This window comes from Marinobacter metalliresistant (assembly GCF_038098645.1).
In the GTDB taxonomy this organism is placed as follows: domain Bacteria; phylum Pseudomonadota; class Gammaproteobacteria; order Pseudomonadales; family Oleiphilaceae; genus Marinobacter; species Marinobacter metalliresistant.
Genome location: NZ_CP101118.1, coordinates 3,246,505 through 3,269,192, shown reverse-complemented (window position 1 = coordinate 3,269,192; position 22,688 = coordinate 3,246,505). Strand labels below are relative to the sequence as shown.

28 protein-coding genes are annotated in these 22,688 nt (G+C 57.5%); 18 read left to right on the top strand and 10 right to left on the bottom strand.

Annotated elements, in window-relative coordinates; genetic code table 11:
• Window positions 1-9 precede the first annotated feature (9 nt).
• From NLK58_RS15305 to NLK58_RS15270, 8 genes are all read right to left on the bottom strand, one after another.
• Window positions 10-405, bottom strand: coding sequence for a phage integrase N-terminal SAM-like domain-containing protein (locus NLK58_RS15305; protein ID WP_227539312.1), 396 nt, complete (start codon window positions 403-405; stop codon window positions 10-12).
• A 318-nt stretch (window positions 406-723) separates the two neighbouring features.
• Entirely contained in the window at window positions 724-1,572 is an 849-nt protein-coding gene (locus NLK58_RS15300) for a hypothetical protein (RefSeq protein WP_117619312.1), read from the bottom strand.
• A 143-nt stretch (window positions 1,573-1,715) separates the two neighbouring features.
• Window positions 1,716-1,994 (bottom strand): hypothetical protein, encoded by a 279-nt coding sequence (locus NLK58_RS15295; RefSeq protein ID WP_341581238.1) that lies wholly within the window; start codon window positions 1,992-1,994, stop codon window positions 1,716-1,718.
• Window positions 1,978-3,363 (bottom strand): type II toxin-antitoxin system HipA family toxin, encoded by a 1,386-nt coding sequence (locus NLK58_RS15290; RefSeq protein WP_117619310.1) that lies wholly within the window; start codon window positions 3,361-3,363, stop codon window positions 1,978-1,980. The genes NLK58_RS15295 and NLK58_RS15290 overlap by 17 nt, the downstream gene beginning before the upstream one ends.
• Before the next feature lie 712 nt (window positions 3,364-4,075).
• Entirely contained in the window at window positions 4,076-4,300 is a 225-nt protein-coding gene (locus NLK58_RS15285) for a hypothetical protein (protein WP_117619309.1), read from the bottom strand.
• On the bottom strand, window positions 4,297-4,545 hold the full coding sequence (locus NLK58_RS15280) for a hypothetical protein (protein WP_227539311.1): 249 nt from the start codon (window positions 4,543-4,545) through the stop codon (window positions 4,297-4,299). Before NLK58_RS15280 ends, NLK58_RS15285 begins: the two co-directional genes overlap by 4 nt.
• A 7-nt stretch (window positions 4,546-4,552) precedes the next feature.
• Window positions 4,553-4,699 carry an ATP-binding protein gene (locus NLK58_RS15275; protein ID WP_341582816.1) on the bottom strand — a complete coding sequence of 49 codons (147 nt, stop codon included), beginning with the start codon at window positions 4,697-4,699 and terminating at the stop codon, window positions 4,553-4,555.
• Window positions 4,630-4,788 (bottom strand): hypothetical protein, encoded by a 159-nt coding sequence (locus NLK58_RS15270; protein ID WP_341581237.1) that lies wholly within the window; start codon window positions 4,786-4,788, stop codon window positions 4,630-4,632. Before NLK58_RS15270 ends, NLK58_RS15275 begins: the two co-directional genes overlap by 70 nt.
• A gap of 191 nt (window positions 4,789-4,979) precedes the next feature.
• Here NLK58_RS15270 and NLK58_RS15265 point away from each other — a divergent pair, with 191 nt between their 5' ends.
• Window positions 4,980-5,177, top strand: coding sequence for a hypothetical protein (locus NLK58_RS15265; RefSeq protein ID WP_117619308.1), 198 nt, complete (start codon window positions 4,980-4,982; stop codon window positions 5,175-5,177).
• Window positions 5,178-5,536: 359 nt separating this feature from the next.
• Here NLK58_RS15265 and NLK58_RS15260 read toward each other — a convergent pair whose 3' ends face one another.
• Complete coding sequence (locus NLK58_RS15260; RefSeq protein WP_117619307.1) at window positions 5,537-5,842, bottom strand: DNA-binding transcriptional regulator; 306 nt, start codon at window positions 5,840-5,842, stop codon at window positions 5,537-5,539.
• Complete coding sequence (locus NLK58_RS15255) at window positions 5,835-6,074, bottom strand: type II toxin-antitoxin system RelE/ParE family toxin (RefSeq protein WP_341581236.1); 240 nt, start codon at window positions 6,072-6,074, stop codon at window positions 5,835-5,837. Before NLK58_RS15255 ends, NLK58_RS15260 begins: the two co-directional genes overlap by 8 nt.
• Window positions 6,075-6,407: 333 nt before the next feature.
• Here NLK58_RS15255 and NLK58_RS15250 point away from each other — a divergent pair, with 333 nt between their 5' ends.
• The 17 genes from NLK58_RS15250 to mobB all read left to right on the top strand — a co-directional run bounded on the left by NLK58_RS15250 (window position 6,408) and on the right by mobB (window position 22,681).
• Window positions 6,408-6,638 (top strand): DUF1902 domain-containing protein, encoded by a 231-nt coding sequence (locus NLK58_RS15250; RefSeq protein ID WP_341581235.1) that lies wholly within the window; start codon window positions 6,408-6,410, stop codon window positions 6,636-6,638.
• 639 nt (window positions 6,639-7,277) lie between these two features.
• Window positions 7,278-9,044, top strand: coding sequence for a HAMP domain-containing sensor histidine kinase (locus NLK58_RS15245; protein ID WP_341581234.1), 1,767 nt, complete (start codon window positions 7,278-7,280; stop codon window positions 9,042-9,044).
• Window positions 9,019-10,374: a sigma-54 dependent transcriptional regulator gene (locus tag NLK58_RS15240; protein WP_117619304.1), complete on the top strand. Its 1,356-nt coding sequence runs from the start codon at window positions 9,019-9,021 to the stop codon at window positions 10,372-10,374. The genes NLK58_RS15245 and NLK58_RS15240 overlap by 26 nt, the downstream gene beginning before the upstream one ends.
• Before the next feature lie 431 nt (window positions 10,375-10,805).
• A complete protein-coding gene (locus NLK58_RS15235; RefSeq protein ID WP_341581233.1) occupies window positions 10,806-11,960 on the top strand; it encodes an ABC transporter substrate-binding protein in 1,155 nt (384 codons plus the stop codon).
• Window positions 11,961-12,005: 45 nt separating this feature from the next.
• Window positions 12,006-13,331 (top strand): ABC transporter substrate-binding protein, encoded by a 1,326-nt coding sequence (locus NLK58_RS15230; protein ID WP_341581232.1) that lies wholly within the window; start codon window positions 12,006-12,008, stop codon window positions 13,329-13,331.
• Between the two features lie 65 nt (window positions 13,332-13,396).
• The gene (locus NLK58_RS15225; RefSeq protein WP_341581231.1) at window positions 13,397-14,296 is read left to right on the top strand and encodes a branched-chain amino acid ABC transporter permease; all 900 of its coding nucleotides are present in this window, start codon (window positions 13,397-13,399) and stop codon (window positions 14,294-14,296) included.
• On the top strand, window positions 14,293-15,237 hold the full coding sequence (locus NLK58_RS15220; protein ID WP_341581230.1) for a branched-chain amino acid ABC transporter permease: 945 nt from the start codon (window positions 14,293-14,295) through the stop codon (window positions 15,235-15,237). Before NLK58_RS15225 ends, NLK58_RS15220 begins: the two co-directional genes overlap by 4 nt.
• The gene (locus NLK58_RS15215) at window positions 15,234-16,010 is read left to right on the top strand and encodes an ABC transporter ATP-binding protein (protein ID WP_341581229.1); all 777 of its coding nucleotides are present in this window, start codon (window positions 15,234-15,236) and stop codon (window positions 16,008-16,010) included. Before NLK58_RS15220 ends, NLK58_RS15215 begins: the two co-directional genes overlap by 4 nt.
• Window position 16,011: 1 nt before the next feature.
• Window positions 16,012-16,686 (top strand): ATP-binding cassette domain-containing protein, encoded by a 675-nt coding sequence (locus NLK58_RS15210; protein ID WP_341581228.1) that lies wholly within the window; start codon window positions 16,012-16,014, stop codon window positions 16,684-16,686.
• A gap of 32 nt (window positions 16,687-16,718) precedes the next feature.
• On the top strand, window positions 16,719-17,849 hold the full coding sequence (locus NLK58_RS15205) for a zinc-dependent alcohol dehydrogenase family protein (RefSeq protein ID WP_341581227.1): 1,131 nt from the start codon (window positions 16,719-16,721) through the stop codon (window positions 17,847-17,849).
• Window positions 17,850-18,013: 164 nt separating this feature from the next.
• Window positions 18,014-18,385, top strand: coding sequence for a thioesterase family protein (locus NLK58_RS15200; RefSeq protein WP_341582815.1), 372 nt, complete (start codon window positions 18,014-18,016; stop codon window positions 18,383-18,385).
• 84 nt (window positions 18,386-18,469) lie between these two features.
• Window positions 18,470-19,165 (top strand): ABC transporter permease, encoded by a 696-nt coding sequence (locus tag NLK58_RS15195; protein WP_117619296.1) that lies wholly within the window; start codon window positions 18,470-18,472, stop codon window positions 19,163-19,165.
• Window positions 19,134-19,868, top strand: a complete 735-nt coding sequence (locus tag NLK58_RS15190; RefSeq protein ID WP_205422213.1) for an ATP-binding cassette domain-containing protein — start codon at window positions 19,134-19,136, stop codon at window positions 19,866-19,868. Before NLK58_RS15195 ends, NLK58_RS15190 begins: the two co-directional genes overlap by 32 nt.
• 9 nt (window positions 19,869-19,877) lie before the next feature.
• Complete coding sequence (locus tag NLK58_RS15185; RefSeq protein WP_117619294.1) at window positions 19,878-20,675, top strand: substrate-binding domain-containing protein; 798 nt, start codon at window positions 19,878-19,880, stop codon at window positions 20,673-20,675.
• Between the two features lie 48 nt (window positions 20,676-20,723).
• Window positions 20,724-21,593, top strand: coding sequence for a formate dehydrogenase accessory sulfurtransferase FdhD (locus NLK58_RS15180; RefSeq protein ID WP_117619293.1), 870 nt, complete (start codon window positions 20,724-20,726; stop codon window positions 21,591-21,593).
• A gap of 12 nt (window positions 21,594-21,605) precedes the next feature.
• Entirely contained in the window at window positions 21,606-22,193 is a 588-nt protein-coding gene (gene mobA / locus NLK58_RS15175; protein WP_117619292.1) for a molybdenum cofactor guanylyltransferase MobA, read from the top strand.
• Window positions 22,190-22,681 carry a molybdopterin-guanine dinucleotide biosynthesis protein B gene (gene mobB, locus NLK58_RS15170; protein WP_117619291.1) on the top strand — a complete coding sequence of 164 codons (492 nt, stop codon included), beginning with the start codon at window positions 22,190-22,192 and terminating at the stop codon, window positions 22,679-22,681. The genes mobA and mobB overlap by 4 nt, the downstream gene beginning before the upstream one ends.
• The last annotated feature ends 7 nt before the right edge of the window (window positions 22,682-22,688 follow it).

Sequence of the window (22,688 nt, the reverse complement as noted above, 5' to 3'; positions counted from 1 at the left end):
TTTCGGTAACTAACCACGGTGTTGGCGCAAATGTTCGGCGAAAGCCTGCAGTTGGGGCTCGGGCTGAAAAATACCAACCATCCCTGTTTGCCACGGCGGGACTTCAACGCCTAAGGCGCTTAGTCCAAATGCCCAGGCTCGCAGTGCAGACTGTGCTTCCTCGCAAGCACACTCCGTATCGACCTGCCGTTGTCGTGCGTACCACTGAGCAAAATTGTTTACGCCGGCCTGGGTCAGTTGCTCATCGGGACTAAGGGCTTCCACCATGCAGTAACGATGAAAACGGCGTATCCAGTAAAGATACTGAACAATCGTAGCCTGCTTGAGGCTGCGGTTATCCCGCCATACGTCTTGAACCTTGGCTAATCGAGTCTCAAAATCGGGTAACACCTGCTTGCTGTGCACCGTTCATCTCCGGCGGTTGCCTCAATGCTCCGGTGACAACATTAATGCCGATCGGTGGGCGGGTCTGCCCCAGAGTTGTGTTGGATGCATTGAAAGTGCTGGCCTCGTTCGGCGAACCCCAGGGGCGCTGGTAGCATTGGTAGAATCAAAGCTGTAAAGGTGGCTCAAGTCACGAAAACCAGCGCCTTCAACGAATCGATGGTCGTCACCGGGCGTCTACTCATACACAGATCGATCCACTGGCATCAAACGTCCGTCTTCCGGACATCAAATCCTTATCAGGCTTGTGCCCAAATAGAGAAACTGCTTAATAGCTGATCACTGCCGCAAAAGCCCATTAAGCCAGGAGATAGCCTCAGGATAACCCGAAGCGTCAAGAACGAACTCCTGACCTCTGGAAGCGCTCATCAGATGACAGTACTTTCCAGCCCTGGACCAGCGAGCCGGGTTGCTATGGAAACTCAATGTAAAACCAGAGCTATTGGGATAGAAAAAACCGGGCAAGCGCCAATGTGTTGGGGAAGTTACCCCTGGTGCGGTCAGCCTATACTGGTCATGCATTTGTCTGAATGTTCCCGCCCCCGGTAACCCAATATCCAGTCCATCCAGGCGCAAGGTTTCAGAAGCAAGATAAAGTGTGTTGCTTGCATCAATTTGACCGTGAAAGTGAGGGTGATAACGGGCCCAGGCCAACTCTTTTTCTGCTAATTGGTCAACCTTACGAATCTCTCCGATCTGGAGCCAGCCCCACAGGGCATGAAATGCGGGTGCCGACTTAATGAACCTCCAGTTCTCACCACTTTTCTCAACTGGTCTGAATAGTCCGAAAAACATGAAGACGTCACCCACGCCTACTTCTTGCTTACGCAAATGCCCTTGAGCACTACCCGACTGCCCAAGCAGAGGTCGCCAGTCAGTATGTCGCGGGTAAACATGATCAATGAGATCAGGATCGAGGTGAGCGTAATGCGCAATGCGTCGGGGATCGCCCGTTAAATCTGCAACGAGCTTACCGATATTTATACCCTGATAGTTCAGCTCTTGATAGGTAATGCGTGATTTCTTGTCCGGGATAGGTAGTGCGTAAAAGGAGTTGTCGGGAAATACCGGGCTGGGACATCCACCGGCGGATGAATCGAATCCTTTTCGGCTCAAGATCAGCTTCACCGTTGCGCTCCACAGGAAGACCTATTTGCAGTTAATTTGGACGGCCATTTATGTGGCGCTCCATTCCTATCAGGTGCAGTAGACAACGGCCTTCGTACCAACATGGTCTGGAGCCAGACTTGCACGCTTGGGTACTGCCTTCTCTAAAGATCTGCAGCGGGCACCAGGGACAACTGGTAACCCAGTGGCTGCACGGCCTTCTTGACAGATTCGAGCAGGACCCGGGGGTCGTCACGCTCAATATTCATAAGGGTGGTCTTCGACAGTCCACACAGCCGAGCGTAGTCTTCCAGCGTGATACCGACAAAGCGCTGGCGGATCTCACGCACTGCGGCCCCCACCGAGATCTTGCCCTGCTTCATGCGCTTTTCCAGATCAGCCTGGGCCGCCTCGCGCTCATCATCTTCAACCTTTGGTGGCATTCTGGGCATCATCGCCTCCCGCCTCGGTCTTCAGGGTCTCCAAGAACCTCTCCGGGCGCTCAAAGACGATGTTCTTATGTTCCAGGACCCGCCCGGGTGCACCCAGGTCCACCACCTTTTTCTTCAGGCCCGCCAGCTTTTCCAGCTCAGCAATGAATCGGGCCCGGGTGATGTCCGGGTTTTCGGCAAAGTCCCGGATGATCTTGTGGTAGTTCGGTTCATAGACCGAATGCTGGTATTCCTGCGGCCAGACTGTCGTCCGGGCAATGGCCTCCTTGTCCAGCACCATGGGCGCCAGGTCGTAAGCCGGGGACAGGCTGATCCGGCCGTCGCGCTTGATCAGGGCGGTATTGCGCCCGTGATTGTCGCTGTTGCCGAAGGTGTAGTTGATGACGTCGCGCACCAGGTACTCGCACAGGGTTGTATCGAACTCCGGTGGGTGCGTGATCGCCTCGCGCAGCCGGACTATAACATCAGGGTGTTCCATCCTGGCGCCGTCGCCAATCATCTTGTTGAGGCTGTACATCGACTCGACCCCGTACCGCCGGACCCCGCCCGGGGCTACCTCCCGATCAAATCGCGGCAGCCACAATGCCGGGACCCTGCCTTCTACCACATGGGCACCCCGAATAGTGTTTTGGCCCAGCTGATCTAAGGCCTCGTAGAAGATTCCCTCTGCTCGCAGGATGTCCTGATCCTCTGGCATCATCCGGCCCCGGGGAAACTTCACCAGCCAGTGATTGGCGATTTCCAGCTCCGGGAGGGTCCCCTCCAGGTAGAATCGACCGTCCCGGTCCTCGACGACCAGCAGCTTTGGCGCATCGCCGCCGGCGCCGGTGGCGCCACCGATGACCACACCCAGCTGATTGGCGTACTCCAGCAGGTACTCATCCCGATCGCTGATGTCATCCTGAGTGAACGAGATCACTTTGGTGTCTTTTACCTGCGCCTCGAAAGCCTCCGCGGCCTCCTTGATGCGCAGGTTGCCGATCGGTGCGATGCACCCTTCGCTGAGCAATTTGAAGTCAACGGACGGACCCGGATCCCCGGTCACGTCCCAATGACGGAGCAGATACCGTCGCCCGGCACCCTGGGGGATGATGTCCCGGAGTACCGGGGCAACCGGTTCCCGGGGGTACCTCTTCATCAGGTGTCCGGGGACATGGTGGCCAATGGCCCGCTCATCCCTGAACGACAGGCCTTCCTTCGCCGTGGTGACCGCATTCACATACTTGCCGTTGTAGGTGAACGCCATATCACCAGTGAGGCCGGTCTTGGGGTTCGGGAACCGGACGGTGCCGGCGTCGTGCCACTGATAGTTCCAGTAGACCTGTAGGGTCAGGATCTTTTGCTCGCTCTGCATAGCCATATCTAAATATCAGCATAGTAGACTTTACCATAGCTATTAACGACCTTAAATACCAGCATACTGATATATAATGCCGCTAAGCCGGTATCTATAGTCTATCGTGATGGTATATAGAACCAAACCGGAGACAGCTCGCGGAATAAATGCCGCTCAACGTTAACGGACACTGCAACTTCGGAGTTAAGATAGAGAAACGCCTGCTCAGCCATGGGCTCGCCCTGCCTCGTATTCTCTGAACGCCTCGCTCATCCAGTCCGGCATTCTTGAGGACCGAAGTTTAGTGCCTTACCGACAGCAGCACGCGACCCCAGCCGCAGGAAACGGCTGTTGGTCAAGGGCTCACCTTGGGGGAGTTTCGCAATCTGGTGCTGAACAAAGAAGAAATCCAGCACATTCACATCAAGGATGATGATGCTAGCTGGACAGTCCGAACGCTTCAGGCAAGCGTTTTAATGCCTTTTGGGCTTTCGCTCTCGGTTCCTTGCAGTCCATGGATTTTCTGGCCGCTCTCGGTTTATAGCGGCAATTTCCAGCCTTCCCTTTCTGCTTGTCTTGTCTCCAGCTCATAATGCAGATCATCCACAGTATTCCGTATGACCGGTTTGTCCGACCAAAACGCTCCTGGTATCAAATCATCCCGATCGACGCTCACATCCGCGGTTGTATCCAGGCTAGTTAAGCGCTTGTAGTTGGCGTACATGGAGGTTAGCGGTTAGCAGTTCCCAGCCAGCAGCCATCCTCTTACCGTGAGGTGCTCCTGCATTACCGCCAGCTCGGCTTCTCCCATGGCGACCACGACAGACTCCCAGTCCGTGCCTTTCGCCAACGCTTTGAGCCGAGTCATGGCTCTGGATTGACGACGGTGGGCATCGCGCTGACTGATTTCCTCGCGTAAGTCCTCGTCCTCGATGAGGCGCCCCCAGTCGGCGGGAATCAAGACCGTGCCTTTCCCGGTGCCTTACGCTCTGCATCCTTGACCAGGCATTCCCGTATGGCCGACTCTTCCCGCTCAAATGCCTCAAGGCTGCGGATATCGTTGACCAGATCGCGCTCATGCAGGATGGTTGGTCGCTTGTTGATGTGAATCGAATCGAACATGGTCTCGCAGATCATGCCCTTGAAGCTGGAAAGCAGCCGATTCTTGTTCAGGACGACATGGGTCAGGCGATCAATATGGCTCATCTTACTGTCAGGGCCACCCAGACCATAATCGCCCGCCAGCGCGACTCACGATCCGATCCGGTTCTTCTCCGTAGAAGGCAGGAATCAAATGCAAGATGGAGGTTTTTCCAGCTCCGTTGGTACCGCCAGCATGTGTCCGCTCTCTGCACTGGATCCGAACGGTGCGTCCAGTCCAGCAAACTTTTTGAACGAATGGTGCAGGACGATGTTCTCAAGTCCATAACTTTCAGCGGGTGATTCCATGCGGTTCTCCATACATCGGGGCGAAGTGACACGGCGGCCATTCCAGACAATCCAGAGGCCTGCCACTCCGTGATATGCTGCTGCCAAAGTTGTTCTCGTTCGCGGGTCATGCTGATTCCTCCTGGAGTTGAAGAGGGAATCAGTGTGTTCAATCTCAGGACTGGAATGTAGGTGCTGATTTAGTGGCGTGTATGGACTCCTCTAACAGCCCGGACCTGCAGACCGAATTGCTCATCTACCAGGCTTGGTACAACCGCTTGCGGCCACACCAGAATCTTGATGGCCTCACGCCAAAAGAAGTCTTCCGAGGCAAACGGCACAAGGATACCGAGCCTCTCTGGGCCAGCGCCTGGGATGGGGTGCTGACGGGGTATTATTTTCCGGATTGATGGATACAAGGCGCCATCTAACAGAATGAAACAGCAGACATAGACCGCGTTCGCATCGAACGAGGGTTATACCTGCCCGGAACACGAAAAGTCAGGCTGTTAAAGAGCGGAAGCCGTCAAAATCTGGCTGACATTGCCAACTTTTTAGGCTTACCTGGCCGAACCTTGACCAGAAATTGATCAAAATTCGGCCTTTCCCAACCGCTCCCATCATGCGAACGGTGTGAACGGGACTGTGGCTCAAACTGTCGATATTGGGCGCTCTCAGAGCAGGATATGATCAAATTCCTGCCGATCCCAACCACTCCAGTGGGAACGGGACAAAAATGCCCGCGAAGATGGCTCCGCAGGCTTGGGGGTTAGACCAGTGCGTCCAGTCCCTTCTTATCCACCAGGTTCAGCAGTTTCAACGAGGGACCGTTCGGCTTTTTGCCGCCAATCTCCCACTTCTGTACTGTGGAGAGGCTGGTATTCAGATAGGCGGCGAATACCGCCTGGCTGGCCCTGGCTTTCTGCCGGATGCGCTTGATCTGGGCAGGGGTGTAGACTTTCACCGGCGGCAGGCACAGGGCATCAAACTCGCGCAAGGTAACATCGCCCATCACACCGGCGTCGTGCAACTCTTTGGCACCTTCGTGGATGGTGTCCAGGATTGATTTATCCATCGCTAATGACCTCAATCAATGCGCCGCTTTTCACGGCTTTTCTCAACTCGGCCTTGCTGTAGTGCAGCAAGGTATCCGCATATAACTTTAGGGCCTTCAGTTCCTTGTCGCTGATATTGGCTCGCACGTTCTTGGCGAAGCCGTAGACAAAGAAGGCCTTGTCACCCGCCCGATAGGCCAGCAGGGTTCTGCCCCCCCCCCCCCCGCTCTTACCCCCTCCTTGGGGGCCCACCTGCCGAAAGCCTTGTTCTTAAATACCTGCATTCCTCGTCCTTATTATTGACAGCAGGTATAGCACTTAGTGATACAACCGCAATCCCTTCTTTCAACTGTGTTGGCTGCTGTTGGGCAGGCGGCACAAGGATACTGAACCTCTTTGGACCAGGGCAGGCTTCCCAGCGCATGCCATTCCTTGCGGATCGCGTGGCTCGACAGGGAACACCAGGAGCGCTAGGTTATTTGCATTGAATAACACCTTTCAGACTAGGGATTCGGCTTGCCGGAGGTGGCTTTGCCAAAACTGGAGAAGAGAGGGCCATAACCCGGCCTGATCTGGAGAGTCTTAATGGAACAGATTGCCAACCTGCATATCGAAAAGCTGCCCGAAGGCGTCTATCTGGCGACGTCGGATGATATTCCCGGCCTGATCGCCCAAGGGCGTACCATTACCGAAACCCTCGAGATTGCCCGCGATGTCGCCAAGAAACTGCTGGAAGCGCAAGCGGAACGCCATCAGCAAGTCCACTTGGCCACCACCCAAGATTCCTTTGATTACCCACTGATCCTGGGCCTCTAACCTCTAATGGGTAGATTGGCAGGCTTCAAGTACCGGCAGATCATCAAGAAGCTCAAGAAATTGGGATTTGTATTTGACCGGTAAGCAGCCGGCTCCCATGAAATCTGGTATAACTCCAGCACCGACCGCTACACCACTATCCCCAGCCACCCCGGCGACATGCCAGAGGGCGCTGAAAGCCATTCTGAAACAGTCTGGCGTCGACGTGAACGAATTTTTGAACGCCTAATGACCAGGCCCCGCAACACGGGACCTTAACCCACTCGACAACTTGACGTGCCACTGCGGCGGGTTAGCCTGCCCCTTTTCCGCAATCGAACTGTAAATGAACCTGTGGCGATCACACCATTAAATGGGGACCACGCCGTCGCCGCCATCTTCACACTGGAACTATGATTGAAACGGAAGATCTTGTCAGCGGCGCGGAGACCGATCACGCTGTCTGCTGAGTGTTCCTGTTTCCGGAAGCTGATGCCCCAAGTTCCTTAACCGCCGTTCCGGAGATCAACGAGCCCGCGAATTTGCACCAAAGCAAAGAGTGTCGGCGCTCTTTACCAGGCGGCCTGCCCTCTTTAAGGGGAGCGGACAAGACAGTAAAGGCCAGTTTTATCGTTATCTGATGATAAAAATGAGGTTGCCATGAAACCCAGATTCAGTCTGGTGGGCCGTTACACTTTTCTCTCGCTGACACTGATGGTTGGTTCGGTTGCGTTGCTCAGCGCGCTTTACGCCGCAGTCTCGGACTTGCTGACTGAGCGTCTCGCCGGGGAGCGCCTTGAGGCCCAGGTCGCCGGCAATGTCAATCGTTTGGCCAATTTTATCGAGAACCGGATCTACCAGCTTGAAACCCTGTCCACCCACCCCTCTACCCCCCTGTATCTTTCATACAACGATGCGGTGCCCGAAGGTGTCAAAGAGCTGGTACGGGTGGAGGCGGATTCACCGGACCTCTACGGCGTTCTGTTTTTCGACGGCAATGGGGAACTGACCGATGTTATTCCGGGTCAGGCCGCTTCCGGCAGCCCCTACTGGAACCGTAAGAACTGGTCACTGAAGGGCCTGCCCACCGTCACTTTTGGCAGCAGTAAGATCATCGGCCCCTACCTGCCCGATGGCGATGGCGACGGCCCCGCTTGGCTGTTAATCCGTCAACCTTTGCGGAACAGTGCCAATCAGGCTATTGAGGGCTCCATTGGTCTGCATGTGCGGTTAGCGTCTCTCACCGAATTGATGCGCACTGAAAACCTGGCCGGCGTTCTGAAATCCTTTTTGCGCACCCCCGCAGGCGACCTGCTCGATGCCACGGGCAACCTGCAGACAACCGCGCCGGAGGCTCTGCGTACCGGGCCGGAAGTGCTGCCCGGCTGGCGTATTGATTACGTGGTGTCCGCGAGTGAAATCCTGAGCCCGTTGCGAGATGCCCAGCTCGGACTCTATGCTTTGGCCAGCGTAATGGTCCTGGGCACGGTGGCCTTATTCTGGGCACTGGCGAGGAGTCTGCGTCGGCGGGTCGCCCGGCTGACCGAAGGCGCCGAAGCCTTTGCCTCCGGTGACCTGAAATTTCGCCTGCAGGCACCAAAAAACGATAAGGATGAGATCGATGTGCTAGCACATGCCTTCAACGCCATGGCAGACCGCCTGCAAGAGATGATCCAGCGCACGGTTCAGGCGGAAAAGCTCGCTGTGCTGGGGGAGTTCGCCACAGGGGTCGCCCATGAGGTGCGCAATCCGCTGGCTACCATCAAGCTGACGGTTCAGGCACTGGAAAAAGGTGAAACCGATGACCAGCGACGGGATCTGCTGACCTCCGTGGAGGATGAAATTGATCGTCTCAACCGCGTGGTCGGTAACTTGCTCGATTACGCCCGTCCGGTCGCTGGGGCACCCCAGCAAGTCGATATCAGACGGATATTCCGCCATACCTCCGTGCTCACCACCGGGCTGGCAGAAACCCACGAGGTGACGGTGAGCGCCAGCGGCGATGCACGACAGTCCATTTACGCCAGCCCCGACCAGGTGATCCAGTGCCTGGTCAATCTGGTAGCCAATGCCATTCAGGCCTGCGAACCCGGGGGCGTCGTTCAGCTGCGGGCATTCCGCCGCGGAGATCGGATCACCATAGATATCAACGATAATGGCTGCGGCATGCATGAAAGCGTCCTGCAACGGGTCACGGAACCCTTCTTCACAACCCGGCAGGAAGGTACCGGCCTCGGGCTGAGCATCACTCGCCAATTGATTGAGCTTAATGAGGGTGATTTGCTGATCCAGAGCACCGAGGGAGAGGGCACCACGGTTTCCGTCACCCTGCCGGCAGCAAACAGTGATAACCTTTTACTACAGCAGAAAACACAAAAACAACGACCCACCGACAACCAACATGCGCTCACAGATTCTGATCGTTGATGACGAAAAACGTTTTGTCCGTTCACTCACCTTCGCCCTGAACCAGGCCGGCATCCAAAGCCAGTGCGCCTATACCGGTGAAGCGGGCCTGGCAGCTCTGGAAGAAAATCCGCCGGACTTGATGCTGCTCGATTTGCGGCTTCCGGAAATGAGCGGCATGGATGTCCTGTACGAAGCGGTCCGACTGTATCCTGAACTACCTGTGGTCATGATATCCGCCCATGGCGATACCCGGGCGGCGGTACAGGCAGTAAAGGCCGGCGCTACCGACTACCTCACCAAACCCTTTGCACTTGACGAACTACTTCACCTGATCCAGAACATCACTGAGCGCACCCGCATGCAGGAAGAGCTCACCTACCATCGCACCCGGGGGGCCTCCTCGTCGGGCCTGGTAGGCTCAAGTGAGGCCATGACCCATCTTTGGCAGACGATCCAGCGCGTCGCCGGCAGCAGTGCAGGCAGAATTCTGTTGCTGGGCGAGTCTGGCACCGGCAAGGCCGTCGTGGCCCGGGCCATCCATGAGCAAAGCACGCGATCCTCCGAAGCCTTTGTTGAGATCAACTGCGCCGCACTGCCAGAACAGCTCATCGAAGCGGAACTGTTTGGCGCTGAAAAAGGGGCCTACACCGGCGCTCACCAAAAGCGCTCGGGCTTGGTGGCTATGGCCCACCGGGGCACCCTGTTTCTGGATGAAATCGGAGAATTGCCTCTCCCATTACAGGCAAAGTTTCTACACTTTCTGGAAAACGGTGACTACCGGCCGGTTGGCGGCGGCAGCAACCATATCGCAGATGTACGGGTCATTGCGGCCACCAATCGATCCCTTGAAGATGAAGTCCGCCAGGGCCACTTCCGGGAGGATCTCTATTTCCGGCTGAATGTCATTGCAATGACGATCCCGCCACTTCGCGAGCGAGGCGAAGACCTTCGTGAATTGCTGGACGCCTTCATTGACTCACAGGCCCGGGAAGAAAGTTGCCGTCCTATCAAGATACCCCTGGAGGCCCTGAATTTAATGCTGGCCTATAGCTGGCCGGGCAATGTTCGTGAGTTACGCAATCTGGTGGAGCGCCTGACCATTCTCTACCCCGGCCAGTTGATCCGGCCGCAGCACCTCCCCGCCGAATTCCACGCAGCCAGCGCGCCTAAGGGAGACAACAAGCAGTTGAGGGAATCCTCCCTTGACCAGCACCTTCAGCGTGCGGAGCGTCAGCTGGTGCTGGAGGCCCTGGAAAAAACCGACGGCCACAAGGGTAAGGCGGCCGAACAGCTGGGGCTTTCCCGGCATGCCTTCAAACGCCGCCTGCAACGCCTGGGGATTACCTGAGCAATTGAGCGAAAAGCGCTCACTCCAGCCGCCCGATCTGAGCGCTTTGCGCTCACAATGCCGCCTGGTGTAGCGACAGGGAAGCCTCATTCGACTTGCGTCCGGCCTGAAAGCGTCTTTCACGTACATTGGCACCCGTTTTGCCTTTTGTCCTGCCAGTTGGTTCACAATAAAAACACATAACCACACGCCGGATACGTTCGGCCCGGGAGGCTGAGTTGCCGGGACTGCTGGCCCGCTTACGCCAAGCTCCATTCATTGATTGCACAACGACCTGCCTGGGTAGCTTGCCAGTCTATACGGGTTTGGCTGCCGTTATACTGCTCGGCGTGAGCTCGAGCCAGGCCGCAGTCCGGGTGCCGGCCACACCACCAGTGGGGCGGGTCGAGTTAGGTGCCGCTATACATGCAGCCGATGCTACGGTCGCCTGCATGTATCCCATGACCGGTCGCTCCGCCAGCTATGGCCGGGACAGCATTGTCGCCATAAAACTCGCCCTTGAAGAACTCAGCGCTGATCCTGCTGCGCCCAGGCTGCGGGTGATCGTCGACGACTCCCGCTCCAAGTCTTCCTTTGCCGTTCGCATGGCGGAAGACTTTATTCGCCAGGATAACGCCAACATCCTCTGCGGCATGGTTAGTTCGGGTGTGGGCATGGCCGTCAGCCGTCTGGCGAAACAACGAAAAATCATTCTGATCGGCACCGACCACGCCTCCTCAAGAGCAACTCTTGAGGAGGGCCACGAATACTACTTCCGGGTCTCCAGCGACACCTGGTATTCCCATGCCGCTGGCGCCCGTTACCTGCAAGAACTGCAAAAGAAAACCGGTTGGAAGAAGCTGGCTTTTCTGGGTCCGGATTATGAGTACGGCCGGGTCGCCTGGCGCGACCTGCAGCAGGCGCTGGAACTGCTCGGGGTGGACTATGAGGTGACAGGTACATACTGGCCCAAGCTCTATGAGCCGGACTACTCACTTTACATCCAGGCTCTGCTTGAGTCACAACCGGATGTACTCGTGGTGTCTCTGTGGGGTGGCGATTTTACGGCCTTTATCGCTCAGGCCCGCACAACACGACTGTTCCCGCAGATGCGCGTGGCCAACTTTGATGCCGGCGGCGACTACGAAACCCTGGTCAGTCTGGGCCCGGAAGCCCCAGAAGGGCTCATTCTGTCCGCCCGACACCACGTGAACTGGCCCGACACCAAACTGAACCGCCAATTCGTCAACCGGTTCCACGCCCTGTCGGGACGCTATCCCAGTTACTCCGCGCAAGGGGCCTACGCAGGCATGCTCATCATAGCCAGCGCGATTCGCCAGGCCGGCAAGGTCACCGACACAGACGCCATGATTGCGGCACTGGAGGGATTGCACATTCGTCTGCCCAAGGATCCCGACGGTTATGTCTCCTATATTGACCCGGACACTCACCAAATCGTCCAGGCGCAAGCCGTCGGCATACCGGTACCCAACACACAATATCCGCCAGCCCGGGTCATGCTGGCCAACTGGCACATTTACGATGCTGAATCCCTGAAACCGTCCCCCGCTCTCGTCAAGAAGCGACGCGGTGAATCCGGCAACTGACCTCTGGTCAGCTGCTTTTTCACAAAAACAATGAAGGAGAAGACAATGGGACACTCCCTGCAACCCAAACCATGGCAGCGGAAGCTCCTGGGCACCGCCACCTCGCTGGCCATAGCCTCTGTCGGTGTCATGGGCTTCGCGGGCTCCGCCAGCGCCCAGGAAGGCACCTTCAAGGTCGGACTTGTGACGTTCCTGTCCGGCGGTGCGTCCGGTCCATTCGGGGTCCCGGCGGCGCAGGCCGCTGAGACAGTGATCAAGGCAATTAACGAGGGCACCCTGCCGGCGCCTTACAACACCAAGGGTATCAACGGACTGCGGCTGGAGTCGGTCGTCATCGACGAAGCCGGTGGCCCCACCAAACAGGTTGAGGAATACCGGAACCTGGTCCAGCGTCAGAACGTTGATGCGGTGATCGGCTATATCTCCAGTGGTGATTGCCTGGCGGTCAGCCCGGCCGCCGAAGAACTGAAGACGTTCACCATCGCCTTTGACTGCGGCACGCCGCGCCTTTTCCCGGAACTGGACAACCCGCAGTACTTTTTCCGGACCGGCCTTGATGCCACTGCGGATAACGTTGGCGCCGCCCACTACCTGAAAGAAACCCGCCCGGACATCACGCGTGTGGCCGGTATCCAGCAGAACTACGCCTGGGGTCAGGATTCCTGGAATGACTTCCAGGAATCCATGAAGCAGTTGATGCCAGATACCGAGTTTGTGGATAACCAGACGCCCCAGATTTTCCAGGGCAGTTACGGCACTGAAATTTCCGCCCTCCAGACCCGCCGTCCTGAAATCATTCATTCCAGTATGTGGGGTGGCGACATGGAGGCGTTCGTAGCACAGGCCAATGTGCGCGGCCTTCTCGAACAGGCAACCGCTGTGCTGACTACTGGCGAATCCGGTTTTAACCGGTTTAAAAACCAGGCACCTAACGGCACTGTCATCGGTGGCCGTGGCCCCTTCGGTGCCTTCATGCCAGACAACGACCTGAGTGAATGGTTCTCGAAAGCCTATGAAGCGGAGCACGGTGTACCGCCCAGCTATCCTTCGTCGAAGATGGCCCAGGCGCTGCTGGCACTGAAGTACGCAGCTGACAATTCCGGGGCCAAGGGCAAGCCGTCGGACGAGCAGCTTGCGTCTACTCTTAAAGGCGCAACCTTCGAATCCGTGAGTGGCACGGTTCGTATGGCACTGGCCAATGGCCATCAGGCGTTGCAACCGATGTACTACGGCGAGTACTACTATTCACCGGATTCCGGACCGGAGCTGCGTAACGTTCGCTCCTATGCCGGTGAGTGTGTCTCTCCGCCCGATAATCACAATGCCCAGGAGTGGATCAAGGCAGGCTTCCCTGGAGCCAGGTGCGACTGATCCATCACTCTGGTTCCGGTGACTCTTGTGAGGTACCGGAACCCTTCCAACAGGAGTAGACGCAGATGTTAACCATCTGGGCGATTCTGATAGACGGCCTTATCTACGCGTCCTGGCTGTTTCTTGTTGCAGCCGGGCTGACCGTCATTTATGGCGTTATGCGAATCCTGAACATGGCGCACGGCAGCCTCTACGCTCTCGGGGCATACGCGGCGGCTTCATCCATAGGCTGGTATTACGCCAGTGGCGGGGATCAACTGTGGATTGCCTTCGCGCTCCTTGCCGGTTGTGCCATCGCCATCGGAGCAGTGGCCGGCCTCATCATGGAGCGGGGAATCCTCCGACTGATGTATGGGCGTGACGAAGTACTGATGCTGATCGTTACCTTTGCCCTGCTGTTAATCCTGGAAGACCTTATGAAGCTCGTCTGGGGAACGACACCCTATTTCGCCTATCAGCCTTACACCGCCCTGGGCCGCTTCAATATTGGCGTGCTGACGGTATCCGGCTATCAGATCATGGTGATCGGCGTATCCGTGGTTGTTGGCGCCATCATGTGGTTCTGGCTGGAGCGTACGCGTACCGGGAAGATTCTGCGCTCCATTATTCACGATCGCGAAGTGTCCGAGGCCATGGGTGTGAATGTCCGCCGCATGTTTACCATGACCTTCGTAATCGGTGCAGTCCTCGGCACGATTGCCGGTGGCTTTACCGCACCCATTATTTCGGTGGTTCCCGGCATCGGCGTTGAGGTCATTGTCGTGGCCTTCGCGGTCGTTGTTACCGGTGGGCTGGGCAGCATTACCGGTGCCGCCATCGGGGCGCTGATCGTCGGTCTGGCCCGGGCGGCCTCGATCCATACCATGCCGCAACTGGAACTGTTCATCATTTATGCCGTGATGGCTGCGGTACTGATCTTCCGTCCCCACGGACTGTTTGGTCAGGCCACGGCGAGGAAAATATGATGCGTCTGCAAAAAACAGAAATGTTGCTGATAGTAGCGGCCCTGTTGCTTGGGCTTTCACCGTTCATCAGCCCTGACTGGCTGGTCTTCACATCGACCCTGGCGATTGCCGCCGCCCTCGTCGTCATGGGTGTGGTCATGCTAATGCGGGCAGGCCTGATTTCCTTTGGCCAGGGGCTGTTCTACTGCATGGGTGGATATGCGGTCGGTCTCGGTGGACGCTTCCTCGGTGTGACCGATGCGCTGGCCCTCATTGGCATGGGCATCATCGCAACAGTTGCCCTGGCCATGGTGTTGGGGCTTTTGTTGACGCGATACCGGGAAATCTTTTTCGCCATGCTCACGCTGGCTTTTTCCATGATTCTCTACGGTATCCTCGTGAAGAGCCAGGGGCTCGGCAGCACGGACGGCTTTGGCGTGGTGAAGTGGTCAATCCTGGGTTATCAGCCCGGCCAGGGCCTGGAAAGCGCCACGACCCTCTGGCTGGCGGTCGTCCTGGCCCTTGCTGCGGCACTGTTCCTGAACCGCTACTTCCAGTCCAGTATCGGGCTGGCTTGCGAGGCGATCCGTGAGAATGAGGTGCGCGTTGAATACATGGGTATCTCGCGGCGCCAGGTGCTGTACATCAATTACGTCATTGCTGCCGCCCTGGGGTCCGTTGGCGGTTCACTGACGGCCCTGACGGCAGGGCATGTCGACCCCACCATGGCTTACTGGACAATTTCCGGTGAGTTTGTGTTCATTGCACTGCTTGGCGGGACGGGCCACGTTGCCGCGCCGTTTGTTGCCGCGTTCATCTTTATCCTGGTGAGGACCTACGCGGTCGAGCTGTTTCCCAACTCCTGGCAACTCATTCTTGGCATAGTTCTGCTACTGATTATCCTGTTCCTGCCCAAAGGTATCTGGAGCCTGTTCACCCGTAAGCGGAGCGCTGCAGCATGACCGACATACTGAAGACGGAAAACCTGTCCCGCTATTTTGGGGCCGTGGTTGCCGCAGAGGATATCAACGTCACCATCACGGACGGGGAAATCGTCGGAGTCATCGGCTCGAACGGGGCGGGTAAGACCACCTTTATCAATATGGTAACCGGTTATCTGCCGCCCTCCTCCGGTGTCATCAACTTTGATGGCCAGCCCATCAGGAATCTCGGCCCCCGGAAACTTATGCGCCGTGGCCTGGCTCGCTCGTTCCAGGTTCCACAACTTTTCCTGGAACTTTCCGTTCTGGACAATCTCGCGATCGCCCTGTCCGCCGCTGAAGGCCGGCAACTGAACATGACGCGCCCAGTGCGCACGCCGGAACGTATTTCGGCAGCAGACGAGATTCTGGAGCAGATGAATATCACCCAGTACCGGGATGGAATGGTCACGGCCATGCCCCAGGGTGCCCGAAAACTGCTGGATATTGCGATTGCCATGCTGGGCGAGCCGAAGATGCTGCTGCTGGATGAGCCCACCAGCGGCGTCAGCACGGAAGAGAAGTACACTCTGATGGACACCGTAATGGAGGTGGTTCGCCGGCGGGGCCTGACCGTGCTTTTTGTCGAGCATGACATGGAGATTGTCCAGCGCTATGTTACCCGGGTTCTGGCCTTCGCCAGCGGCGTTGTCATCAAGGATGGAGCCGTCGACGAGGTCCTTGCGGATGAACAGGTCCAGGAGTTGGTGACCGGTAAACGCCACCAGCCACAACCCGAGCAGGGAGACGTCTGACATGAGTCTTAACATTACCCAGCTTGACGTCTCGATCGAGAAAATCGGTATTCTGCGGGATATAAACCTGACCATTCCCGGCGGCGAGATGGCGAGTCTGATCGGCCATAACGGTGCCGGCAAGACGACGCTGATCAAGGCCATCATGGGCCTGCTGCCGGCGACCGCCGGCAAGATCGAGTTCAAGGGAGAGAACCTGACCCGCCATGCGTCCTATAGCCGTGCCCGTATGGGCATCAGCTATATGCCGGAGGACCGCCGTCTGATCCCGGAACTGACCGTTACCGAAAATATGCTGATGCCGGCCTGGGCGAACAAAATCAAAGACGGTGAAGAGCGACTGAAGTGGATTTATTCCCTGATGCCGGAGATCGCCGATTTCGGAGAGCGCAAGGCCCTGCAGCTCTCCGGTGGTCAACAAAAACTGGTCGCCCTGGGCCGCGCCCTGATACCGGGTCGGGAGCTGATCCTGCTGGACGAGCCATTCGAAGGCGTGGCGCCGGTACTGGCCAAGCGACTGACGTCTGTCATTGCAGACCTGCGCGGGGAAGGCCTGACGGTATTGATCGCAGAGTCGGACGACACCCACTCTGCGGATCTGGTAGACGCCACCTGGCGCATCGAACGCGGCTCCGTTTCGGCGGGTCGTGAACACGCATCGGCGTCAATGGACTGAGCCCGAACAACGATTGACCGAGGAGAGATTCAATGAAAATTCGTGCCGCCGTTCTGCAAGCCATTGGTGCCGAACGCCCTTATCAAGACACCAAACCGCTCGTCATTGAAGAACTGGAACTGGACCCGCCTGGCGATAATGAGGTGCTGGTGCAGATCAAAGCCGCCGGCCTGTGCCACTCCGACCTGTCGGTGATCGACGGTAACCGGCCGCGCCCGGTGCCCATGGCCCTGGGCCACGAAGCCGCGGGTATTGTGAAATCAGTCGGCCGCGGAGTCCGTGACCTGAAAGAAGGTGATCATGTGGTCGCCGTATTTGTACCCAGCTGTGGCCACTGCGCCCCCTGTGCGGAAGGCCGGCCGGCCTTGTGCGAGCCTGCAGCGAAAACCAATAACGCCGGCACACTGGTCAGCGGCGAACACCGCCTGCACCGGGCGGATGGCACCGCCATCAATCACCATCTGGGGGTTTCCGCCTTTGCCGATCACGCGGTGGTATCGAGGGATTCCCTGGTCAAGGTCGATCCAGCGCTACCCCTGCATCACGCCGCACTGTTCGGTTGTGCGGTACTGACCGGCGTCGGTGCCGCCATCAACTCCGCGAACATCAAGGCGGGGCAGACCGTGGCCGTCATTGGTCTCGGCGGGGTCGGCCTCAACAGCGTACTGGGCGCCCTGGTAGCCGGAGCCGGCGAGGTGATTGCGATTGATCTGGACAACGACAAGCTCACGCTGGCGAAGGAACTGGGTGCGACCCACACCTTCAACTCCGGTGAAGATGGTTGCGTGGACAAGATCAAGGCCCTGACCAGCGGCGGCGTGGACTGCGCAATTGAAATGGCCGGCTCCGAAAAAGCGCTGGAATTCGCCTACCAGATCACCCGCCGCGGTGGCACCACCGTCACCGGCGGTCTGGCCCATCCGGAAAAGAAAGTCGCCATCCAGCAAGTCAGCCTGGTTGCCGAGGAACGGACCCTCAAAGGCAGCTATGTCGGCAGTTGCGTGCCGGTACGTGATGTCGCCCGCTACGTCACCCTGTTTCGTCAGGGCAAGCTGCCGGTGGACAAACTGCTCAGCGGCACGCTAACGCTGGACCAGATTAACGAGGGATTTGAAAAGCTGGCCTCGGGCAAGGCAGTCCGCCAGGTTGTCCTGTTTGATTAGTCGGAGCGGTCGGGCCCTGTTTCCCGGAACGATTTCCGGACCGGTTCTCTTTATGTGAGAACATTATGTCCTTACAGTTGAACAATCCGGCCTAACGCAGATTCAGGAGCCCGACATTGGAACGAGAAGACTTCACCGTTTTTTATCCCGTCACCACGCGATGGATGGACAACGATGTGTATGGGCACATCAATAACGTCACCTACTATTCCTACTTCGACACGGCCATAAACCGGTATCTGATTGATGAGGGAGGCCTGGATATCCACAATGCCCCCGTCGTCGGATATATCGTCAGTTCAAACTGTCAGTTCCGAAAACCGGTAGCCTATCCTGAGGCCATCGAGTCAGGACTCCGCGTGGCAAAAATCGGCGGAAGCTCGGTGACTTACGAGGTTGGCGTTTTCAGGGAAGGCGATCCGGAAGCGGCCGCATTCGGTCAGGTTGTGCACGTGTTCGTGGACCGCAGGAAACATGCATCGGCCCCCATCCCCGGCGAAATCCGGGCGGCACTTGAGCGGATACTGGCGGACTGAAACATAAGCCCGCTCAAAATCCTTGCGAATCTGGGGCAAAGAGGCTTGAATCCTCAATGTACTAATTCAGGACTATCCTTATAAATGGATGCATTGGCTGAAGCCTTCCGACTGATTATCACACTGGACGCGGATTTATTTGAAATTCTCTGGCTGTCCATCCAGGTCAGCCTGAGTGCGCTGGTCGTATCCGCCGTCATTGGTTTGCCTCTCGGGACCTGGCTGGCGATTACCAGATTCCCGGGACGCAAATTCTGCATCCTTTTGCTGAACGCCCTGATGGGCATGCCCCCCGTGGTGGTGGGGCTGATTGTGTATTTGCTGCTGTCACGGTCCGGGCCGCTGGGTTGGCTGGGCCTGCTGTACACACCCTCTGCCATGATCATCGCGCAAGTGGTGCTGATCACCCCGATTATCGCGGCTCTTTCGAATCAGGTGATTGAGCACCTTCATCAGGAGTACAGGGATACATTCTACTCGATGGGTATCACCGGGCGCCGCGCGGTGGGGGCCTATCTGGTGGATGCCCGCTATGCGCTGACCACCTGCATTCTGGCGGGCTTCGGCCGGGCCATCGCCGAAGTAGGCGCCGTTATCATCGTCGGCGGCAATATTGATCACCTGACCCGTGTCATGACCACCGCCATCGCACTGGAAACCTCGAAGGGCAACCTGACCCTTGCCCTGGGCCTGGGTGCGGTGTTGCTGACTCTGTCATTGCTGGTCAACGCACTGGTGATCGGCGTCCGTGAATACGCTGCAAAGCGCCAATATGCCTAACCTGCTCCTGCCTATCATTATCAGTGACCTGCGCCTTATTAAAGGTGATCGTGCCGTGTTGCAGGGTGTAAACCTGCGGATTGATGAACCCGGCATCACGGTGATTATGGGCCCGAACGGCGCGGGAAAAACCATGCTCCTTCGCTGTTTGCATGGACTGATCACTCCGGATGAAGGATTGATTACTCTGGGCTCCCTGACGGTGGCCGCCAGTCGCGATGAACAGGCTATGGTCTTTCAGCACCCGGTACTGCTGCGCCGAACGGCGCTACAGAATCTGGCCTTTGCGGCCCCCAGGATCGCCAAGACCGCCCCCCGGCGTTTGATTCAGGCTCTGGAGTCTGTCAACTTGGCTGACCGGGCCGATCAACCGGCCCGGATGCTGTCCGGTGGAGAACAACAGCGACTGGCCCTGGCTCGGGCCCTGTTGAGTGAGCCTGCGTTATTGCTGTTGGATGAGGCGACGGCTAGCCTGGATCCGGCATCGGTGCTATTAATTGAATCGTTGGTCAAAGCCCAGAGCGCCCGGGGCACCAAGGTTATTCTGGTCAGTCATGACCAAAGTCAGGCTAGACGTTTAGCCGATGAAATCGTATTTATTTCCAATGGGCAGATAGCCGAGCAGAGCCCGGCTGGTCAGTTTTTTACCGCGCCCAAAACCCCGATGGCTAAAGCGTATTTAGCCGGCGAAATCCTGTTTTAGAGGACGGCTATGAAGCACCTGATCATCTGCGTTGCGTTGGCTTTCAGCGCTCACACTCTGGCGGATACCATCATCGTTCAGTCCACCACCTCAACCCAGAACAGTGGCCTATATGACTACCTGTTACCGCTATTGGAAAAGGACACCGGCATAAAGGTGAATGTCGTCGCCGTAGGCACGGGACAGGCGATCAAAAATGCCAGGCGCTGTGATGGCGATGTGCTTCTGGTTCACGCCAGGCCGGCCGAGGAAAAATTGGTTGCTGATGGCTATGGCGACTATCGCCGCGACCTGATGTACAACGACTTTGTCATCATTGGACCCAAAGCCGATCCGGCAAATCTGGCAGACGCCCGCGACGTCATTGACGCTCTGCAGAGAATCAAGCAAGCCGGCGCTAAATTTGCCTCACGCGGTGATGATTCGGGGACACACAAAAAAGAACGCTCATTGTGGCAGGCGGCCGCTATCGACCCTGACGCCGGATCCGGTCAATGGTACCTTGAAACCGGCAGCGGCATGGGCGCAACCCTGAATACCGGTGTGAGCCTGGGCGCCTATGTGTTAACGGACAGAGCCACCTGGATCGCCTTTGCCAACAAACAGGACGCCGCCATTCTATTCGAGGGAAACCCCGCCCTTTTCAACCAGTACGGTGTTATTCCCGTCAGTGCGAAAAAATGCCCGAACGTTAATCGAGAGGCGGCGGAGACCTTTGCACAGTGGTTGCTGTCTGACACCGGACAAGCCGCGATTGGTGCCTATCAGGTTGACGGCAAGCAGCTGTTTTTCCCGAACGCCGACTAGGCCAGCCAGATTCGAGCACGTGTATTTCCTGAGCGGACTAAAGCGATAATGACGAGTGCACCCCTTCTACCTAACCCGACCGACCCCCGGCTGTCCCGCACCGTCGAGGGCGTTGATGAAGCCGGCCAACCGAAGTCGATCAGCGTGATCGAAGAGCGTCCCCTGACCATCTATCTGAACAGCCAGGAGATCGTCACGGCAATGACTATCGGCGATCACCCGGAGTATCTGGCGCTCGGTTTTCTCCTGAACCAGGGTATGCTGAAAGAGACCGATCAGGTCACGAAGATTGATTTCGACGAAGAGCTGGAAGTCGCTGTGGTCCGTACCGCAGGTGTTACCGATGTAGAGACCAAGCTGAAAAAGAAAACCCGCACCTCCGGCTGTGCCGTGGGCACTGTGTTTGGTGATATGATGGCCGGGCTTGACGGGCTGTCATTGCCGGATACACCGGTGCACACCAGTACCTTTTACGATCTCTCGTATCAGATTAACCACACGCCCAGCCTGTATATGGAAACCGGTGCCATTCATGGCACTGCCCTGTGTCAGGGACGCCAGATCCTGGCCTACATGGAGGATGTCGGGCGTCACAATGCGGTCGACAAGATCGCAGGCTGGATGCACTTAAACGGCATCCCGGCGGCCGACAAAGTCCTATACACCACTGGCCGTCTGACCTCCGAAATGGTGATCAAGACGGCCCTGATGGGCATCCCGACCCTGATCAGCCGATCAGGCTTTACCGCCTGGGGTGTCGATATTGCCCGGCAGGTCGGGTTAACGCTGATCGGAAGGATGCGAGGCAGGAAATTCACCTGCCTCGGCGGCCAGCATCGCCTGGTGTTCGATCAGGATTTGTCGCAGGTTCCCGATGAAGACAAAAAGCTGCGGCGCAAAGGCGCGCAGCATGATTGACGGAGGCACAGCATGACTGAGTGTGCGGTCATTCTGGCCGGTGGCCAGGCAAACCGAATGGGCGGTGGTGACAAAGGACGATTGATGCTGGGCGATCAGTCATTGATCCATCGTGTCATCGACCGAATCACGCCGCAGGTCGACGCCGTGGTGTTAAACGCCAACGGGGATCTGAGCCGGTTTGATGATCTGGGTCTGCCGGTGGTGGCCGACTCGATTGGTGATTTTCCGGGCCCGCTGGCGGGTGTGCTCGCGGGCATGGATTGGGCTGCCGAACAGGGCCATGAGTGGCTGATCAGCGTCGCCGCGGATACCCCGTCGTTCCCTCTGGACCTGGCAGCACGATTGGCCGAATGCGATACCCCGGTGGTGCTGGCGGCCACGCCGGATCCGGAACGCGGCCGACTGCCCCAGCCAACCTTTGGCCGTTGGCAGGTCGCGTTGCGGCATAATCTGAGAGCCGCCCTGAACGACGGTGTCCGCAAGATTCGTCAGTGGACCCAGGCCCAGGGTGAGACGCTGGTGATTTTTGGTGAGGACGACTTTTTCAACATTAATACGCCGGAAGACCTGGCCTGGGCGGAGAAACACCTGAAGTGAACGTTATCGGCATCGTGGGCTGGAAAAACTGCGGAAAGACCACCCTGGCCGCCGCTCTGATTCGTGAGCTGTCCGGCAGGGGCTTAACGGTTAACTCGATCAAGCATGCCCATCACACGGTGGATGTGGACCAGCCCGGCACCGACAGCTACCAACACCGTGATGCCGGGGCGCGAGAGGTCATCCTGGCGGGTGGCCAGCGTTTCGCCATCATGCACGAGCTGCGGGGCGCCAGGGAGCCGACGCTGGATGAATTGCTGGCCCGGCTGGGCCCCTGCGATTGGGTCGTGGTCGAGGGGTTCAAGACCCATTCACACCCCAAAATTGAGGTGCACAGGCGGGAAAGCTCCCGTGCGCCCCTTCACCCGGAAGACGCCAGTATTATTGCCGTGGCGACGGACTATGCCTCGGAGTTTGCGGGCCCCTGCTTTGATTTGAACGATGTGCCCGGAATCGCTGACTTTATTCTGACCCCTGGAAAACCATGAACGGGAG

Bases quoted from the DNA above. Each gene is read 5' to 3' on its own strand.
- NLK58_RS15295 (WP_341581238.1), bottom strand. From the start codon at position 1,994: ATGCCACCAAAGGTTGAAGATGATGAGCGCGAGGCGGCCCAGGCTGAT.
- NLK58_RS15290 (WP_117619310.1), bottom strand. From the start codon at position 3,363: ATGGCTATGCAGAGCGAGCAAAAGATCCTGACCCTACAGGTCTACTGG.
- NLK58_RS15280 (WP_227539311.1), bottom strand. From the start codon at position 4,545: ATGAGCCATATTGATCGCCTGACCCATGTCGTCCTGAACAAGAATCGG.
- NLK58_RS15270 (WP_341581237.1), bottom strand. From the start codon at position 4,788: ATGGAATCACCCGCTGAAAGTTATGGACTTGAGAACATCGTCCTGCAC.
- NLK58_RS15265 (WP_117619308.1), top strand. From the start codon at position 4,980: ATGGACTCCTCTAACAGCCCGGACCTGCAGACCGAATTGCTCATCTAC.
- NLK58_RS15260 (WP_117619307.1), bottom strand. From the start codon at position 5,842: ATGGATAAATCAATCCTGGACACCATCCACGAAGGTGCCAAAGAGTTG.
- NLK58_RS15250 (WP_341581235.1), top strand. From the start codon at position 6,408: ATGGAACAGATTGCCAACCTGCATATCGAAAAGCTGCCCGAAGGCGTC.
- NLK58_RS15245 (WP_341581234.1), top strand. From the start codon at position 7,278: ATGAAACCCAGATTCAGTCTGGTGGGCCGTTACACTTTTCTCTCGCTG.
- NLK58_RS15240 (WP_117619304.1), top strand. From the start codon at position 9,019: ATGCGCTCACAGATTCTGATCGTTGATGACGAAAAACGTTTTGTCCGT.
- NLK58_RS15235 (WP_341581233.1), top strand. From the start codon at position 10,806: ATGTATCCCATGACCGGTCGCTCCGCCAGCTATGGCCGGGACAGCATT.
- NLK58_RS15230 (WP_341581232.1), top strand. From the start codon at position 12,006: ATGGGACACTCCCTGCAACCCAAACCATGGCAGCGGAAGCTCCTGGGC.
- NLK58_RS15225 (WP_341581231.1), top strand. From the start codon at position 13,397: ATGTTAACCATCTGGGCGATTCTGATAGACGGCCTTATCTACGCGTCC.
- NLK58_RS15220 (WP_341581230.1), top strand. From the start codon at position 14,293: ATGATGCGTCTGCAAAAAACAGAAATGTTGCTGATAGTAGCGGCCCTG.
- NLK58_RS15215 (WP_341581229.1), top strand. From the start codon at position 15,234: ATGACCGACATACTGAAGACGGAAAACCTGTCCCGCTATTTTGGGGCC.
- NLK58_RS15210 (WP_341581228.1), top strand. From the start codon at position 16,012: ATGAGTCTTAACATTACCCAGCTTGACGTCTCGATCGAGAAAATCGGT.
- NLK58_RS15205 (WP_341581227.1), top strand. From the start codon at position 16,719: ATGAAAATTCGTGCCGCCGTTCTGCAAGCCATTGGTGCCGAACGCCCT.
- NLK58_RS15200 (WP_341582815.1), top strand. From the start codon at position 18,014: ATGGACAACGATGTGTATGGGCACATCAATAACGTCACCTACTATTCC.
- NLK58_RS15195 (WP_117619296.1), top strand. From the start codon at position 18,470: ATGGATGCATTGGCTGAAGCCTTCCGACTGATTATCACACTGGACGCG.
- NLK58_RS15185 (WP_117619294.1), top strand. From the start codon at position 19,878: ATGAAGCACCTGATCATCTGCGTTGCGTTGGCTTTCAGCGCTCACACT.
- NLK58_RS15180 (WP_117619293.1), top strand. From the start codon at position 20,724: ATGACGAGTGCACCCCTTCTACCTAACCCGACCGACCCCCGGCTGTCC.
- mobA (WP_117619292.1), top strand. From the start codon at position 21,606: ATGACTGAGTGTGCGGTCATTCTGGCCGGTGGCCAGGCAAACCGAATG.